The sequence below is a fragment of the Acinetobacter sp. ANC 4558 genome (assembly GCF_002135375.1).
GTDB lineage: Bacteria > Pseudomonadota > Gammaproteobacteria > Pseudomonadales > Moraxellaceae > Acinetobacter.
This window is the reverse complement of the sequence record NZ_NEGH01000017.1, coordinates 16,485-32,992: the sequence shown is the minus strand read 5'-3', so window position 1 is coordinate 32,992 and position 16,508 is coordinate 16,485. Positions and strand designations below refer to the sequence as shown.

Genomic DNA, 16,508 nt, shown 5'->3' with positions numbered 1-16,508 from the left:
GTAGAGCTATAAATTAGTCTACTTTATAAAAGGAATTCTCTTGACTGCAGCGATTCGACGTACAGTAACTTTTCCTGGCCTTTCAAATGATCGTTTACAAAGCATTTTAGGTGCATATAACGGTCATTTGAAGCAAATCGAACAACGTTTAGATGTCAAACTTTCCCATCGTGGGGATGCATTTTTTATTGATGGAGAAATTGATGCAGTAACACGGACTGAAAGCCTGCTGCATCGATTACATGAAGAAAGTGAAACCAGTCAACAAATTACCGCTGATACGCTTCATCTCATGATTCAAGGCAGTCAAACTGACCGTGAATTACAAGAAATAGATTTTGAAGAACAAGAGCATACGGGTTTGGATGCAGTTTGGCTACAAACGCGCAAAGGTCGTATTAATCCACGCGGTGCAAACCAAAAACGTTATGTGCAACGCATTTTACAAAGTGATATTTCATTTGGTGTTGGACCAGCAGGTACAGGAAAAACCTACCTCGCTGTCGCAGCTGCGGTCGATATGTTAGAACGAAATGAAATTCAACGTATTTTATTAGTTCGCCCTGCGGTTGAAGCTGGAGAAAAACTTGGTTTCTTACCGGGTGATTTAACTCAAAAAATTGATCCCTATCTGCGTCCACTATACGATGCGTTATATGAAATGCTTGGTTTTGAAAAAGTTGCCAAACTTATTGAACGCCAAGTGATTGAAGTAGCTCCTTTAGCCTATATGCGTGGACGCACCCTAAATCACTCTTTTGTCATTTTAGATGAAGCACAAAATACCACGCCCGAGCAAATGAAAATGTTCCTCACACGCTTAGGTTTTGGATCACGTGCGGTCATCACAGGTGATGTTACTCAAGTCGACTTACCGCGCGGTCAACAGTCTGGTCTTTCTCATGCCCTTCGCGTGCTTGAAAATGTGAAAGAAATTCACATTACACATTTTCATTCTAGAGATGTCGTACGCCATCAGTTAGTACAAAAAATTGTTGAAGCGTATGAGGGTTGGGACAGCGTACAGCAACGCTTAAGCACTGAGGCACGTGCTGAACGAAAAGCGCTTCAAGACGCGTTAGTCACTGAAAATAATGCTGCTGCAGATGCTCAGCATGAAGTTTAAAATTGTAAATATTGAAGGATAATTTTTGAAACTCAGTCTTACCCTACAACAGGATATTCAAAGCCCTGAATTAGTTTTGAAACGTGCTTATCTTAAAAAAGTTGTAGAAATAACGTTACGTCATATTCATACGCAAAGTGACTGTGAAATTGGCATTGCTTGTGTGAGTAATGATGAAAGTCGTAAACTTAATCTAGAATACCGAGGAAAAGATAAGCCTACCAATGTCTTATCTTTTTCCAGTGATCTTCCAGATGAAATGGCACAAGTTTTAGATGTGTTTCCTCTCGGTGACTTAGTGATTTGTATTCCTGTGGTTCTTCATGAAGCCCTTGAACAAAATAAAGCACCTTTAACGCATTTTACGCATATGTTGGTTCATGGCACACTGCATTTAATGGGTTATGATCATGAAACATCTGAAGAAGATGCAAATGAAATGGAAAGTTTAGAAATTGAAATTTTAAAGAAATTAGGATTTGAAAACCCTTATCTGGAATTAGAATGAAACAAGCGAGCTCAGGCTCGCTTTTTTATACGTTAAATCATAATTTTTATAGAGAAATAAAATGAAATACGTTGTTATTTTTAAAGCGAGCATCCGTAATTTTGATCATGAATATAATGCAACCGCAGAAAATCTACGTAATAATGCTCTGCAACAATTTAACTGTCAAAAGTTTGAATCTTTTTGTTTAGAAAAAAAAGAATTCGCCCTTTCTTACTGGAATAGCCTTGAAGATATTCGAGCATGGCGATTAGATACAGAACATCAATTAACGCAGCAACAAGGAAAAGAAAAATGGTATCACAACTTTGAAATCGAAATTTGTGAAATTCAGCGTCAGTATAAAAGCCCATAATCACTAAAATTATTTCCCTAATCGCTCTATAGTGAAGAAACTTTCAATTTAATCTATCATGTCAGTTCCATACAAAGGATTGAAATGATCGAAACTTAAAGTTAAATTAAAAAATGTTTTGTTATTTTCAATAGAAATTCATTTAATTTGCTAAACTGCCTATCTTATTCGAATGCTTTTCATTAAATTTAAGCGTGTTTATTTAAAATTCAACGACTTGGAATGCTCTTTATGCAAACTCTGATATCAAATATTTCTAAGTATATGCAATATGCCTATAGAAAAGCAGAAGGGTTTATTGAAGATGAAAGAGAATTCCCACTATCTGAAGCCTTTTTAAATGCGACTTTTCGACGCTTTGTCACAGATAATGTCAAAATGTTGAAAGATTTACACGCTGACTTACACGATGATTGGTTGCGTTTATATGCAACATTAAATTATCAAGGTTTAGATATCACCCTTTCTGTTGATTTAAAACTATTACAAATGGAAATGACCAACAGAACACAACTTGTTGTTTTTGAACAAATCAGTGACACCAGCATCGTACAAGCAAAATATCCAACTATCTTTCATAAATGGGGTGTGCTCCTTGCTGTATTTTTTTATCAAAAAGTTTTAAATAAAGATCCTCTGGGAATTATTTTAGAAAAATTGGATGTATTGAAAGTTAAAGATGATTTACTGCACTTAGATTTAAATCGCTGGATGGGGAAAAGTGATTCAATTATTGATACCTTATCCAAAGTTCACGTTAATCATGCAGTATTAAGAGAGGGTGAACTTATTGTACTCGGTAATGTAAATTTAGCGCCTCTTTTTGGTCACATCACCAAATACACGGTTGAACCTGATTTAACCGAATTTACTATTGTTGAAGAGCAAAATCAGCCAATTTAAATGATTTATCACTATATAAATAACATCTATCTCACGATTCAACACAAAATAATATTCATGTAAAATTTTCTCATATAAGCGTTTTTCAATTCATGCTAAAAAAAAATCGACAAATTCTTAAATCTATAATTACCATTTCCGCCCTATTCATCGGGAGTACTGTATATGCTTTAGAACCATTCCGAGCAATTTATCTAGTTGACTACAATGGAAAACAATTAGGTACAGCGACAAGCACATTAAAAAATATAAATAACGAATGGAATTATAGTTTTACTGCAACTTCAAGTGAGTTTATTCATGCATCTGCACAGAGTAAATTTACACAAAATAATACATCAATCCAATCTGAATTTTTTAATAGAAATACCAAACTATTTTTTTTCAATACTCAAAATAGCATCACCTTTGATGTCTCAAAAAAGATGATTTTCACTCAAGATAATAAAGCAAGCTACGCTTATCCCTTAGAAAAGAATGTCCTTGATGAACTTAATATTGAATTACAAATTCGAGAAGATTTAAAAAACCAACAGCTCAAAAATGAATATTTAGTGGCTGGCATGAAAAAAACTAAAATGTTACAAATTACACCTGAAGGTCTGGAAAATATTACAACCCCTATCGGCACTTATGAGACACTAAAAATAAGCATGACGCATGATGACTCCAACCGTCAAACTACTTTTTGGCTTGCTCCTGTTTTAAATTATTTACCAGTGAAAGCATTACATATTGATAAAAATTTTTCATATAGTATATTGCTCAATGAATATCAAAATTCAAAAAAATGATTGATTTACTCAATTTTGCTTGCTTTTTTTTATGTGATTTTTAAAATACGCTTTTGCTTATACAAGCACCTGCTCCTGAGGATTCTCCCGTGCATGCACTAGAACAGAAAATCTTAGCTGAAGGTATCGTCCTATCTGAAGAAGTTCTCAAAGTCGATTCTTTCTTAAATCACCAAATCGATCCAGTAATGATGCAACTCATTGGTCAAGAGTTTGCTCGTCTTTTTAAAGAATCGGGCATTACCAAAATCATTACGATTGAAGCTTCAGGCATTGCACCTGCAGTTATGGCGGGCTTAGAGCTCGGTGTTCCAGTCATCTTTGCACGAAAATATCAATCCTTGACTTTGAAAGATGATTTATATCGCTCTAAAGTATTTTCTTTTACGAAACAAATTGAAAGCACGATTGCGATTTCAAATAAACATATCAGTGCAACAGACAAAGTTTTAGTCATCGATGATTTTCTCGCCAATGGGCAAGCTGCTTTAGGATTAGCTGATCTTATTCATCAAGCAAATGCTGAAGTTATTGGAATTGGTATTGTGATTGAAAAATCATTCCAACCTGGTCGCGATCTATTATTGGAAAAAGGATACCGTGTAGAATCATTGGCTCGAGTCAAATCTTTAGCCAATGGCCGTGTAGAGTTTGAGTCTGACTAACGATTCGTATTTGCTCACACTCAATAAAACCAAAGTTTCTATGAACTTTAAATGCCTGATGAAATATCAGGTATTTTTTTGGAAAGAATTAAAACATATTTTAATATTCATTTTGAATAAAACCTCTTATGATGAGTATGCGTAATATATGGAATTTTATCATGCCGTCTCCTATTCAATGCCCTAAATGCAAATCCACTGATATTGAACAACGCAATCATGAACAACAATTAAGAAAACTTGGTGGCGTCTTGCTTTCTTCCGCGGGCGCTACAGCAGGAACTGTCGGAGGTGCAGCGTCAGGCGCGTCGATTGGCGCAGCAATTGGCACTGCTGTTGCAGGACCTCTAGGTATTATTATTGGCGGTACAGTTGGTACTTTTGTGGGTGCAATTGGTGTTGGCATTACAGGTGGATTTTTAGGAAATATTTACGGAAAAAAAGCAGGCGTCATTATAGATAAAAATATTTTCTTAGATTTTAAGTGCAAACAATGTAACTGTCGATTTAAAGAAATTTACAGCCAATAAAAAGAGAGATAACTTACCTCTCCTTTTTGAAAATGACTCGTTTAAATATCCATTTTTTTAAACAAAAAGAATGGTAGATTTTTAATAATTAGCATAATAATTAGCCACTTACTTGGTGCATAAATCACTCGTTTCCCTTTTGAAACACCCTCGACAATCTCCTTTGCAACATGTTCTGGAGATGCAAGCTTTCCTTTTCCTGAAATTTCTGCAGTCATAGGTGTTGCTGTTGGTCCAGGTTTAATTAAAGTTGCTGTTACTTTTGATCCAATCAGTGCTAAACGATGCTGAACCCCTTCCAAATATTTATCAATTAATGCTTTTGAAGCACCATAAACATAATTAGATTTTCGACCTCTATCGCCTGCAACAGAACCAATAACAGCTAAGCGACCATGATCTTCTTGAATCATCTTTTTCAAAATTTCTTCAGCAAAAAGAACTGGAGATAATGCATTTACTTCAATTGCTTGTTTGGCAATATTAATATCATTTTCACATGACTCCTGATTTGGTAGAGTACCATGTGCAACCAATGCAATATCAACTGGGGATATTGCAAATGCCTGTTCAATACATGCTTGAATAGATATTGTCGATAAAAAGTCAACTTCTTGAAGTTGGATCTCTGTGGAAGGGTATCGAACCTTTAAATCATTTGCTGTTCGTGTTAATTTTTCAATACCTCGCCCTACTAAAATAATTTCAGCATTTTCTTTTGATAACCATTGTCTTACGCAATGTTCCGCAATCGCAGAAGTGCCACCAATAATAAGAATTTTTTGTTTCTGTGACATTTATACACCTAATAATCTTCGTGACATTTCTGAACTAATACCGGGGTCTTTATATTTCAAGAACTCATTAAATAAAGGATAACCTTTCTCAAATAATGTTTTTGGCATGCGTGCATCTTTTGCTAAATATAACTTTCCATGTGCTTCTTTAACAATTGCATCAAGTACTTCAAACAGTTTTTCTGTTCGTTTTCCTCGATTTGGAAAATCGAGCGCTAACGTGACACCAGGTTCAGGGAAACTTAATAAGCCACCGGATGTCCGTTCACCAAACGTTTTTAAAACAGCAAGAAATGAACCTTCCCCAGACTTTTTAATTGCCTTTAACATCTCTTTTGTTGCATCACTACCAACATTTCTCGGTACAACACTTTGATACTGATAGAAGCCTTTTGGTCCATACATTTTATTCCATTCATGAATGGCATCTAATGGATAAAAGAACGGTTCATAATGAACGATTTTTTTTCCTTTCTGTAAGCGATTTTTATGAAAATATGCAAAATTGAATAATGGTAAACTTACACTATTTACCATTGAAATGGGTGGAGATAGAGGAAAGGTTTTATCTTTAATTACTGGCGCTGATTGGTATGATTCATCGCTTAAGTTTGCACGCATAAAAAGACCACGAGCATTTGCGCCATTCATACAATCCACCCAAGATACCGTATGTTCCCAATCTTGCTCTGAACCATCAGCTAATTCAAAAAATTCATTTAAGTTGTAATATGGAATGGTTTCAGATTCTAACCAAGGACCTTTTATTGTCCGTAATTGAATTTTTGCACTTAAAATAACGCCTGTTAAGCCAATTCCACCTATTGTAGCGAAAAATAATTCAGAATGTTTTTGACGAGAACAAATAAATATCTCACCCGTTGTTCTTAATAGCGTTATTTCTAATACATGATCACCAAATGTTCCAAATGCATGGTGATTTTTTCCATGTACATCATTTGCAATTGCACCACCAACAGTAATCATTTGTGTCCCAGGGGTAACTGCTAGCATCCACCCTTGTGGTATTAATGTTCTATGAATATCTTGTAAGCTTGTACCTGCCTCACAATTTAAAATTCCAGTATTTACATCAAAAGAAATTAAATGATTTAGTCCCTGCCCAAGCCATAAATTTCCAAGATGATTTAAAGCAACATCACCATAACTACGCCCTAAACCACGCATTATTCCAAGTTTATTATTTTCAAATTTTCTCAAAATATCAGTATATTCTTTTAAATAAATAATGTTCTGTTTATTTTTAGATAGTCTACCCCATGCTTGAATTATCTGCATATATCAAACCCTAAACACATATTTCTTATCGAGGAAATACTTAGACATATAGCCTATTATTAACCCAATTATTCCACCAATATAACGCATATTTTTATCTTCAAATATATAATAAAATGATAATTCAAATCCCCAAAATATAAATGTTGTTAATAGCCCCATCAAAGAATATAATAAAAATAGTTGGCTATTATGTTTTATATTGTTAACTTGATATTTAAAAATATACTTTTTATCTAAAAAATATTTCACAAATAGTCCGACAATTGTGCCAAACAGCATAGAAATTATTATATAAAATTTACCAAAATAAAACATCACAATTATTTGCTGTGATAGTATATTTAAGAGGGTCGCTATCATCGCAAAAACAATATAGAGCATTGATAGTTTAAAAATATTTGTCATTTATGTTAAAAATAAGTGTTTTAGAAGTATGCATAATATAGCAGTAAAAAAATCTATTCTAGAAGAAATTAGAGGTCTAACAAAACTTATACGACCCAAACAATGGGTTAAAAATAGCTTTGTATTTGCTCCTTTAATCTTTTCAGGTTTATTCTTAAATTGGCACGCTGTTGAATCTACAATATTTGCAGCATTATTATTTTGCTTAGCAGCTTCAGCTGTATATATCGTTAATGATTTAAAAGATATTGATAAAGATCGAGCTCATCCTGAAAAATGTCATAAAAGACCCCTCGCTTCTGGTGCAGTATCTCCTAAAAGTGCAATTGCTCTACTCATCGTTATTTATTGCTCATTAGCTTTTGCTTGGATTTATCATCCTAAACTCATTTATGTCATTACCACATATTTAATTTTAAACTGGGCATATACATTCAAACTAAAACATGAACCAGTGATTGAAATATTTATTGTTGCATTTGGATTTGTATTACGCGTATATGCGGGTGCTGTTGCATTAGAAATTCCCGTATCAAATTGGATGTTCGTCACCACGTTAAGTATTTCATTGTATCTTGCATCCATTAAAAGACGTCAGGAGTTAATCAATAGTGGTACGCAAAGTCGAGGTGTTCTAGAACATTATTCTGTATCTCTAATTGATCGATTTGCTGAAATGTCTGCGGTTACTGCTATTGTGTTCTACAGTCTATATGTGATGGATGTTCAGCCCCAATTAGTCATGACGATACCTTTTGTAATGTTTGGTTTATATCGATACTGGTTTATTGTCGAAACATTAGAAGAAGGTGAATCTCCGACTGACGTTATTATCCAAGACTGGCAAATTTTAGGTACTGTTTTTGCATGGGTTGCATATTGTATCTGGGTTTTACTTCCAACCATGTAAATAATGAGACTTCACGTGAATTACTACTTATATTTAATAACACCATTTTGTGCTTGGTTAGTTGCAGGATGTTTAAAATTTTCCATTAATAGTATTAAAGCAAAAAAACTGGCATTTGGATTAATTGGATATGGGGGAATGCCAAGTAATCATAGTGCGATTGTTAGTAGTACAACTGCGCTTATTGCTTTTAAAGAAGGTATAAATACACCTTCATTTGCTGTTGCATTAACCCTTTCTTTTATTGTGCTATTAGATGCAAATAGTTTAAGACAACAAGTCGGAAAACATGCGCAAGCCATTAATATTTTAAACCAAAACTCTACTCAATCTACTCATTTAAGAGAACGTATGGGGCATACTCGTTTCGAGATATTTGGTGGCATTATTACAGGCATATGCGTGGCATACGCATTATTTTTATTTACAAAATAATTTTGGTTATATCTCTATGCTACTTGACTCGATGAAAGAAAAATTAAAATTATATCTACTCTTTCCTTTTTTAATATTAACAATAGCTTTGTTTATTCATAGTAGGGAGTATACATTTGATTTTAGTATCCGATTATCCGATTATCTCTATACTTCATGGCTATTCAATTATGATTTTGGATTCATGAAACGAGGATTAATCGGCCAAATCTTACATCATATTCAAATACCTCCAACTTATAAAAACATTAGGTTAATTTCTATATTTTTATTTTTATTTTTATTTTATTTTATTTACTTAGCAACATTAAGAGTATTAAACACATTAACGTTAGATAAAAAATATAAATATACTCTTTTATTTTGTTTTATGCTTTTACCATTTACAACCACTCAGCTTATATTAGAAATATCAAGATTTGATCAAATAGCTCAATTGTTAGTTATTATATTTTTATTTATTATTACTCAATGTAAAAAAACAATAATTCCTTTTATTTATTTAACATTTTCAATCGTTTTATTAACCTTAATCCATGAAGCTGCCCTTATTATTTTTTCCCCTTTAATGATCTCTCTATTTTACTTAAATTATAAAAATAAAAAACAAACCTATGCTCTATCACTATTAACAATCATCTGTATTATTTTAATCAGTATATATGGCACAGCAACATCCAATCAAATTCATGCTCTTATTCAAAATTATAAAAATTATAGATACTTTAGTGAATATGCCGTTAGAACAACATCCTTAAGCATAAAAGAAAATATCTTATTAAATTTACATGCATTAATTCAGTCAAAAACTTATATTGCAATATTAATTGCTATAGTTGTAATTATTCCATTTTTAAATTTTATTTACCAATCATTTAATTTTAAAAAATATTATTTTTTTATGATTGTCACAGCTTCACCATTACTGTTATCAGTCATTGCATTTGATTACTTCAGATGGATATCTCTATTTTTATTTAATTTAACCATCCTTTGTTTTTATTTAATTTTAACCAGAATAGCTGACCTCAATTTGCTACAAAATAACTTGATTAAATATAAAAAATATATTGTTATTTCAGCTTTAATTGGTATCACGCTAGGCCCATTTGGTATAACCGAATTATTTCCACACTTTGCAAAAATCAATCAAGGTGCTTTATCCGATATTAATACAGCAACGATTTCAAAAGAAACTTTAGATAAACTGAATTGGTCTATTCATTCTAACCAGTAATATATAAAAAATTATCGTTTTTCTAAAGTAATCCTACGTATTAGTCGTTAATATTATGAGTCTAAAATGAATAGTTATTTAAAAAATGTAATTCGTATTTTCTTCTTTATACTACCTGTAATCATAATTTTTTTACAGATTTTAAAAAAAGATCATCATTTTACCTATACTCTAGATGATCCATATATTCATATAGAATTAGCTAAAAATATTTACTACGGTACATATGGAATTAATTTATCAGAAATGTCCGCGCCTTCTAGTAGTATTCTTTGGCCATTCTTATTAGTCCCTTTTGGTGGAACAGATTTCATACAATATATCCCTCTTATTTTAAATTCAATTTTCTTAGTTATTTCTGGTTTTTTACTTTTAAAAATTTTTAAATTCAACAACTTAGCAAAAGATTTATTTTTTTCAATGTTGTTTTTATATGCATTTAATATATATGGTCTTGTTTTTAATGGTTTAGAACATAGTTTACAAATTTTATTGGTTATTTTAATTTGTTACTATCTTCTAAATATCCAATTAATTACAGCATACAAAAAAAGCTTAATTATTTTTTTTACTGCTTTAGTCTTGTTACCTTTAGTACGTTATGAAGGTCTTGCTATTAGCATTCCAGTTTTAGTTTATCTATATTTTAATCACTTCAAGAAACCAGCACTGATCAGTGTCACTTTCTTATTTTTAATTATTTTTATATTTTCGCTTTTCTTATATCTCAATAATCTCGGCTATTTACCCTCTTCAATTATTGCAAAAACCATTAATACCAATGAAAGTATCATCGATAACTTCAAAAATAATATGAAAGTTTATGGTTGGTTCTTTTCTCTTGTTTTTATCGTTGCAATGGCGACTTGGAAAAATAACAAAGCGATTGTTCTTGTTTTAATTTCAACCACACTGTTACATTTTTTACTTGGAAAATACGGCTGGTTTTCTCGCTACGAAATTTACTATCTTGTTTTTGCTTCAATTTTAATGATTTATCAATTATATCAACGTTGTCCGAATATATGGTATCTGCCTATTTTTCTGATCACGGCTTTCCCATCATTAAGTAGTTCGACCAATCAAACAGCAAAAGCTTCTTCAAATATTTATAACCAACAATTCCGAATGTCTGAAATCGCTAAAACTTTAAATGCACCTATTGCTGTGAATGATCTTGGGCTTGTTGCTTTACGTAGTGATCAATATATATTAGATTTATGGGGCTTAGGCTCTATTGAAGCTTTGCATTATAGAAAAGATCCAAATGATGTTACTTGGATTAAGAAATTAATGCAGAAAAATAATGTTCATTATGTCGCTGTTTATGATGATTGGTTTCCGACTCGCCCAGATAATTGGCTTAAAGCAGGTGAACTTAAACTTAAGCAACGAAAAATTACTCCAGCTTATGACACAGTTACTTTTTATGCCACAGATAAAGCTCATTTATCTAAGCTAAAACAAACGCTTCAACTGTATCAGGCACAAAACCCTTCTAACAATTACGAAATTATTATGAAGTAATGAATGTTTCAGTCACAAATATCTAATTCGTTATGTATTTGTGACTTTTAATCGATTAATTCTGCACTAAATAATTTTTCAAATCTTTAATCACTTTTTAATTCTGATTATTTACATCTCAAGTTTTATTCTTCATTTTCAGCTTAAAATCTTAGCATAAGCATTTTATGTATAACCTTTGCTACCGCCTTTGAAAATCCCTATAATTGAACGCAATTTTTCTCTAATTTTAAGTGGATGACCATGAGTCGCGCCATATCGCATATTGATACCTTCCAAGGCTTAATTCTTGCCTTACAAAATTACTGGGCAGAACAAGGCTGTGTTGTTCTTCAACCTTATGACATGGAAATGGGTGCTGGTACATTTCACACAGCAACTTTCTTACGTGCTTTAGGTCCTGAAACATGGAATGCTGCTTATGTACAGCCCTCACGTCGACCAAAAGATGGACGTTATGGAGAAAATCCAAATCGTTTACAGCACTATTATCAATTTCAAGTGGTACTTAAACCGAATCCTGACAATATCCAACAGCTCTATTTAGATTCATTGAAAGCCATTGGAATTGATCCACTTGTACATGATATTCGCTTTGTAGAAGATAATTGGGAATCACCAACTTTAGGTGCTTGGGGTCTAGGCTGGGAAGTCTGGTTAAATGGCATGGAAGTTACGCAATTTACCTACTTCCAACAAGTTGGTGGTATTGAATGTTACCCTGTAACAGGTGAAATCACTTATGGTCTAGAACGTCTTGCTATGTATTTACAAGGCGTAGACTCAGTTTATGACTTAGTCTGGACAAAAGGACAATTTGGTACCGTCACCTATGGTGATGTTTTCCACCAAAATGAAGTTGAACAATCAACTTATAATTTTGAATATGCCAATATTGAAAAAATGTTTGAACTTTTTGATTTTTATGAAGTTGAAGCAAACCGTTTAATTGAAGCAAAACTTCCTTTACCTGCGTATGAGCAAGTCATTAAAGCATCGCACTGTTTTAACTTACTTGATGCACGTGGTGCAATTTCTGTCACTGAACGCCAACGCTATATCTTACGTGTACGAACTTTAGCACGTGCTATTGCTCAAAGTTATGTAGCAGCTCGTTCTGAACTTGGTTTTCCAATGGCAGAACCGCATTTACGAGATGAAGTATTGGCGCAGTTAAAAGCACAAGTTGAAGCAGATGCAAAAAAGGAGAGCAAATAATGTCAAAACATACAGTATTGTTCGAATTAGGTTGTGAAGAACTTCCACCCAAAAGCTTAAAAAAATTACGTGATGCATTAAAAGTAGAAACGGAAAAAGGCTTAAAAGAAGCAGGTCTAACCTTTGATTCAATTGAAGCCTATGCTGCGCCTCGTCGTTTAGCTTTGAAAATTACTCAAGTAGATGGTGCTCAAGCAGATACACAAAAGCGCTTTGATGGTCCGGCAGTTCAAGCTGCATATGACAGTGAAGGTAATCCAACCAAAGCACTTGAAGGCTTTATGCGTGGGCAAGGTATTCGAGCAGATCAAATATCTACCTTTCAAGCAGGTAAAGTTGAAAAAATTTGCTTTTTAAAAGAGGTTAAAGGTCAAAATCTAGATGTCTTGTTACCTCAAATTTTACAAACTGCTTTAGATAATCTTCCTATTGCGAAACGTATGCGTTCTGCAGCAAGTCGCATTGAATTTGTACGACCAGTAAAATGGGTTATTTTACTCAAAGATAATCAAGTGATTGATGCAATAATCCAAGGCCACAAAACTAGCAACTTAACTTATGGTCATCGCTTCCATGCACCAGAAGCAATTGCCTTAACGCATGCAGATGATTATCTATCAAAATTAAAAGATGCATATGTCATCGCTTCATTTGAAGAACGTCAAGCAATGATTGATCAGCAAGTCAAAACACTTGCAGATGAAGTCAATGCCATAGCTATAGTTCCGACCGATCTTCGTGATGAAGTAACAGCTTTGGTTGAATGGCCTGTTTCGCTTCGTGCAAGTTTTGAAGAGCGCTTCCTGGCAGTTCCTCAAGAAGCCTTAATTACCACGATGCAAGATAATCAAAAGTATTTCTGCTTAGTCAATCATGAGAATAAACTTCAACCTTATTTCATTACCGTTTCAAATATTGAATCTAAAGATTCAACTCAGATTATTGAGGGAAATGAAAAAGTTGTACGTCCTCGTTTATCCGATGCTGAATTTTTCTTCTTACAAGATCAAAAACAACCACTTGCCTCTCGCAAAGAAAAGCTAGCAAATATGGTGTTCCAAGCAGAACTTGGCACACTATGGAATAAATCAGAACGTATTGCCAAATTGGCTACTGCCTTATCTGCAATTACAGGTGCAGACTCTACAGATGCTGAAAAAACGGCACTTCTTGCGAAATGTGACTTAACTTCTGAACTTGTCGGTGAATTTCCAGAACTTCAAGGTATTGCAGGGACATACTACGCACGTATTGAAGGTGAAAATAACGAGGTTGCTGAAGCACTTGGCGAGCAATATTTACCAAAGTTTGCTGGTGATGTATTACCAAAAACGAAAACTGGTACAACCATTGCCCTTGCAGATCGTTTAGATACATTGACAGGTATTTTTGGTATTAATCAAGCACCTACAGGATCGAAAGATCCATTTGCATTACGTCGATCTGCAATTGGTATTTTACGCCTTGTGACTGAAAATGAATTAGATGTTTCAATTGAAGATTTGATTAAATTAGCGCTAGCTTCCTATGGCGATGTGATTAAAGATCACGATAAAACACGAACAGATGCGGTTGCATTCTTAGAAGGTCGTTATCGCGCTAAATATGAAGATCAAGGTGTTGAAGTCGATGTCATACAAGCTGTGCAAGCATTGTCTCCAAAATCTCCTTTAGATTTTGACAAACGTGTGAATGCTGTAAACCATTTCCGTACTTTAGCTGAAGCTGCGGCATTGGCTGCGGCAAATAAACGCGTTGCGAATATTCTTGCAAAAGAAGCAACACCAACAGGGGCTATTATTGAAGAAAACCTAGTAGAAGATGCTGAAAAGGCATTATTTACAGAGTTGCAAAATATTACCCCTGTTGTTTTACCTTTATTTGCTGCTAAAGATTACACAACAGCTTTGTCTAAACTAGCTGCACTTCGCGTACCTGTCGATGCATTCTTTGACAATGTCATGGTCATGGCTGATGATCCTGAGCTTAAAGCAAACCGTTTACGTTTACTTGCTCAACTACGTGATTTATTTACTAAAGTTGCAGATATTTCCGTGTTGCAACATTAATTGAAAAATAAATGGAACCTCGCTATGTTATAGCGAGGTTTTTTATGACGTATAAATAATGAAATTATCTCAAAACCAAAAAGTTACAGAATTTTTAAAATCTAACTTAGATCAAAAATTTACTGCAAGAGAAATTGCTGAAGCTATTATTAAAATTTACCCAGAAGATTATGAGTACAAAAGATTAAATCATCGATTTACATCAGATTCAGATTTTATTCTGCAAATTGTTCGTGAAATCAGCAGTAGCGCTAAAAGTCTTTTAAAAACTTCCCCATATATTCATATTCGTGATCAGCCTCGTCCACGAAAGTTTTGGTATTCCTCACATTCCACATACGAACTAACACAAAATATTGAAACAGTAGCATCATCTCAAAATAATATGGATATTTATTCAACAACTCATGAAGTAGGTCAATTATCTGAACATGATTTATATCCTCTTCTGATTGAGTTCTTAACATCTGAATTAAATTTATATTGCCTTAGAATTAATGAAAAACGCTCAAGTAATACGCGTGGTCCAAACGGTAATCAATGGTTGCACCCTGACCTTGTTGCAATGCAAGCTTTAGACAAACACTGGAGTGAACTCATCAAAACCTGTGTAAAACATAGTTCAGGACAAAATATTCGTCTATGGTCTTTTGAAGTCAAGAAAGAGTTAAATAGTAGCAATATTCGAAGTAGTTTTTTTCAGGCTGTGAGTAATTCCAGTTGGGCGAATGAAGGCTATTTAGTCGCAACTTCAATTTCTACAAATATCGTTGAAGAAGAACTGCGTATGCTCTCCGCACTTCATGGTATTGGCGTAATCCTATTAATTCCAGAAAACCCTACTGAAAGTGAAATTTTATTACCCGCACGAAGAAGACCTGAAGTTGACTGGCAATCTATGAATCGAATCATAAATGAAAATTTGGACTTTAAAAATTTTATTGAATTAGTCTCTATTTACTATCAGACAGGACGTATTCGCCCACAAGATTGGAATCATTAAGATAAAACCTCTATAAAATTTGGTTTATATTTCATATACTCAATTGAACAATACTGAATAAGAAAGAATCTTATGAAACTTCACGCACTTATATTCGCAACTTTGACTGGTTTAGCGCTTTCTGCTTGTACAACTGCACCAACTGTTGAACATCTAGATGCTGGAGTACTCCAAGAAGTTCATAATCTAGATGTCTATCCAGATACCCTTAACAATAAAGCCCGTCTAAATAAGCTACATGATAAGTGCGTTATTGAATTTACAGGGCAAATGGGCAATGGAAGAGTGGTAGAACAATGGGCATTTAAAGGTTTAACATTATTTTCAGCAGGTTCTGCATTATTCTCACCAGATGGCACAAGCTCAGCTCAAAAATTTGATTTATACGATGAAAATACTCAAAAGAACTTTTTAGCACTTCGTAAAAACTTTGCAAAAGAAGCGTTAGAACAGTGTAATTAATCTCAAAATAGGTCGTTTAAAATTTTTTAAGCGACCTAAAATATTATTCACATCATATTTTTATTATAAATTTCAATAAAATATAACTTAATTATACCAAAAATCTGAATTAATTGATTATCTCTTTACCCAAATATGAACTCAAAATTTCTTTAATCTTTAGTCTCGACAACATGTTCTTCTTTACTATTTCAGCTTTGCACTATTGATGGACAATTTTTTCAAAACATAAGAATTTGAGCCAAATTATGACATTTAAATT

General features: G+C 33.4%; 18 protein-coding genes. 15 read left to right on the top strand and 3 right to left on the bottom strand.

All coding sequences use genetic code 11. The annotated features are described in order from the left end of the window. Nucleotides 1-40: 40 nt before the first annotated feature. The 7 genes from B9T31_RS16260 to B9T31_RS16230 all read left to right on the top strand — a co-directional run bounded on the left by B9T31_RS16260 (nucleotide 41) and on the right by B9T31_RS16230 (nucleotide 4,881). Nucleotides 41-1,126, top strand: a complete 1,086-nt coding sequence (locus tag B9T31_RS16260; RefSeq protein WP_086182984.1) for a PhoH family protein — start codon at nucleotides 41-43, stop codon at nucleotides 1,124-1,126. Between the two features lie 25 nt (nucleotides 1,127-1,151). After that, on the top strand, nucleotides 1,152-1,634 hold the full coding sequence (gene ybeY / locus B9T31_RS16255; protein WP_086182983.1) for an rRNA maturation RNase YbeY: 483 nt from the start codon (nucleotides 1,152-1,154) through the stop codon (nucleotides 1,632-1,634). Nucleotides 1,635-1,695: 61 nt separating this feature from the next. Then, nucleotides 1,696-1,989 carry an antibiotic biosynthesis monooxygenase family protein gene (locus B9T31_RS16250; RefSeq protein ID WP_086182982.1) on the top strand — a complete coding sequence of 98 codons (294 nt, stop codon included), beginning with the start codon at nucleotides 1,696-1,698 and terminating at the stop codon, nucleotides 1,987-1,989. Nucleotides 1,990-2,220: 231 nt separating this feature from the next. Further along, nucleotides 2,221-2,892, top strand: a complete 672-nt coding sequence (locus tag B9T31_RS16245) for a hypothetical protein (protein WP_086182981.1) — start codon at nucleotides 2,221-2,223, stop codon at nucleotides 2,890-2,892. Nucleotides 2,893-2,984: 92 nt separating this feature from the next. Then, nucleotides 2,985-3,686: a DUF3108 domain-containing protein gene (locus B9T31_RS16240; protein ID WP_086182980.1), complete on the top strand. Its 702-nt coding sequence runs from the start codon at nucleotides 2,985-2,987 to the stop codon at nucleotides 3,684-3,686. 89 nt (nucleotides 3,687-3,775) lie between these two features. After that, complete coding sequence (locus B9T31_RS16235) at nucleotides 3,776-4,351, top strand: xanthine phosphoribosyltransferase (protein ID WP_086182979.1); 576 nt, start codon at nucleotides 3,776-3,778, stop codon at nucleotides 4,349-4,351. A gap of 161 nt (nucleotides 4,352-4,512) precedes the next feature. Then, nucleotides 4,513-4,881 carry a hypothetical protein gene (locus tag B9T31_RS16230; RefSeq protein WP_086182978.1) on the top strand — a complete coding sequence of 123 codons (369 nt, stop codon included), beginning with the start codon at nucleotides 4,513-4,515 and terminating at the stop codon, nucleotides 4,879-4,881. A 41-nt stretch (nucleotides 4,882-4,922) separates the two neighbouring features. On the opposite strand, the gene B9T31_RS16225 is transcribed toward B9T31_RS16230, so the two are convergent. From B9T31_RS16225 to B9T31_RS16215, 3 genes are read right to left on the bottom strand one after another with little or no spacing between them, the layout of a single operon-like run. Next, nucleotides 4,923-5,678 carry an SDR family NAD(P)-dependent oxidoreductase gene (locus B9T31_RS16225; protein ID WP_086182977.1) on the bottom strand — a complete coding sequence of 252 codons (756 nt, stop codon included), beginning with the start codon at nucleotides 5,676-5,678 and terminating at the stop codon, nucleotides 4,923-4,925. After that, nucleotides 5,679-6,977, bottom strand: a complete 1,299-nt coding sequence (locus B9T31_RS16220) for an FAD-binding oxidoreductase (RefSeq protein WP_086182976.1) — start codon at nucleotides 6,975-6,977, stop codon at nucleotides 5,679-5,681. It abuts the gene before it with no gap. A 3-nt stretch (nucleotides 6,978-6,980) separates the two neighbouring features. Further along, nucleotides 6,981-7,385, bottom strand: a complete 405-nt coding sequence (locus B9T31_RS16215; RefSeq protein WP_086182975.1) for a GtrA family protein — start codon at nucleotides 7,383-7,385, stop codon at nucleotides 6,981-6,983. Nucleotides 7,386-7,413: 28 nt separating this feature from the next. Between B9T31_RS16215 and B9T31_RS16210 the strand changes: the two genes are divergently transcribed. The 8 genes from B9T31_RS16210 (at nucleotide 7,414) to B9T31_RS16175 (ending at nucleotide 16,246) form a co-directional block, all read left to right on the top strand. Continuing rightward, nucleotides 7,414-8,295 carry a decaprenyl-phosphate phosphoribosyltransferase gene (locus B9T31_RS16210; protein ID WP_086182974.1) on the top strand — a complete coding sequence of 294 codons (882 nt, stop codon included), beginning with the start codon at nucleotides 7,414-7,416 and terminating at the stop codon, nucleotides 8,293-8,295. A 15-nt stretch (nucleotides 8,296-8,310) separates the two neighbouring features. Beyond that, complete coding sequence (locus tag B9T31_RS16205; protein ID WP_086182973.1) at nucleotides 8,311-8,730, top strand: divergent PAP2 family protein; 420 nt, start codon at nucleotides 8,311-8,313, stop codon at nucleotides 8,728-8,730. Next, nucleotides 8,675-9,967, top strand: coding sequence for a hypothetical protein (locus B9T31_RS16200; protein ID WP_171264787.1), 1,293 nt, complete (start codon nucleotides 8,675-8,677; stop codon nucleotides 9,965-9,967). Before B9T31_RS16205 ends, B9T31_RS16200 begins: the two co-directional genes overlap by 56 nt. Nucleotides 9,968-10,033: 66 nt before the next feature. Continuing rightward, nucleotides 10,034-11,494: a hypothetical protein gene (locus B9T31_RS16195; protein ID WP_086182971.1), complete on the top strand. Its 1,461-nt coding sequence runs from the start codon at nucleotides 10,034-10,036 to the stop codon at nucleotides 11,492-11,494. A 243-nt stretch (nucleotides 11,495-11,737) separates the two neighbouring features. Continuing rightward, nucleotides 11,738-12,712, top strand: a complete 975-nt coding sequence (glyQ, locus tag B9T31_RS16190; RefSeq protein ID WP_086182970.1) for a glycine--tRNA ligase subunit alpha — start codon at nucleotides 11,738-11,740, stop codon at nucleotides 12,710-12,712. Then, complete coding sequence (gene glyS / locus B9T31_RS16185) at nucleotides 12,712-14,781, top strand: glycine--tRNA ligase subunit beta (protein ID WP_086182969.1); 2,070 nt, start codon at nucleotides 12,712-12,714, stop codon at nucleotides 14,779-14,781. Before glyQ ends, glyS begins: the two co-directional genes overlap by 1 nt. 55 nt (nucleotides 14,782-14,836) lie before the next feature. Beyond that, the gene (locus B9T31_RS16180; protein WP_171264789.1) at nucleotides 14,837-15,784 is read left to right on the top strand and encodes an HrgA protein; all 948 of its coding nucleotides are present in this window, start codon (nucleotides 14,837-14,839) and stop codon (nucleotides 15,782-15,784) included. A gap of 72 nt (nucleotides 15,785-15,856) precedes the next feature. Then, nucleotides 15,857-16,246 (top strand): hypothetical protein, encoded by a 390-nt coding sequence (locus B9T31_RS16175; protein ID WP_086182967.1) that lies wholly within the window; start codon nucleotides 15,857-15,859, stop codon nucleotides 16,244-16,246. The last annotated feature ends 262 nt before the right edge of the window (nucleotides 16,247-16,508 follow it).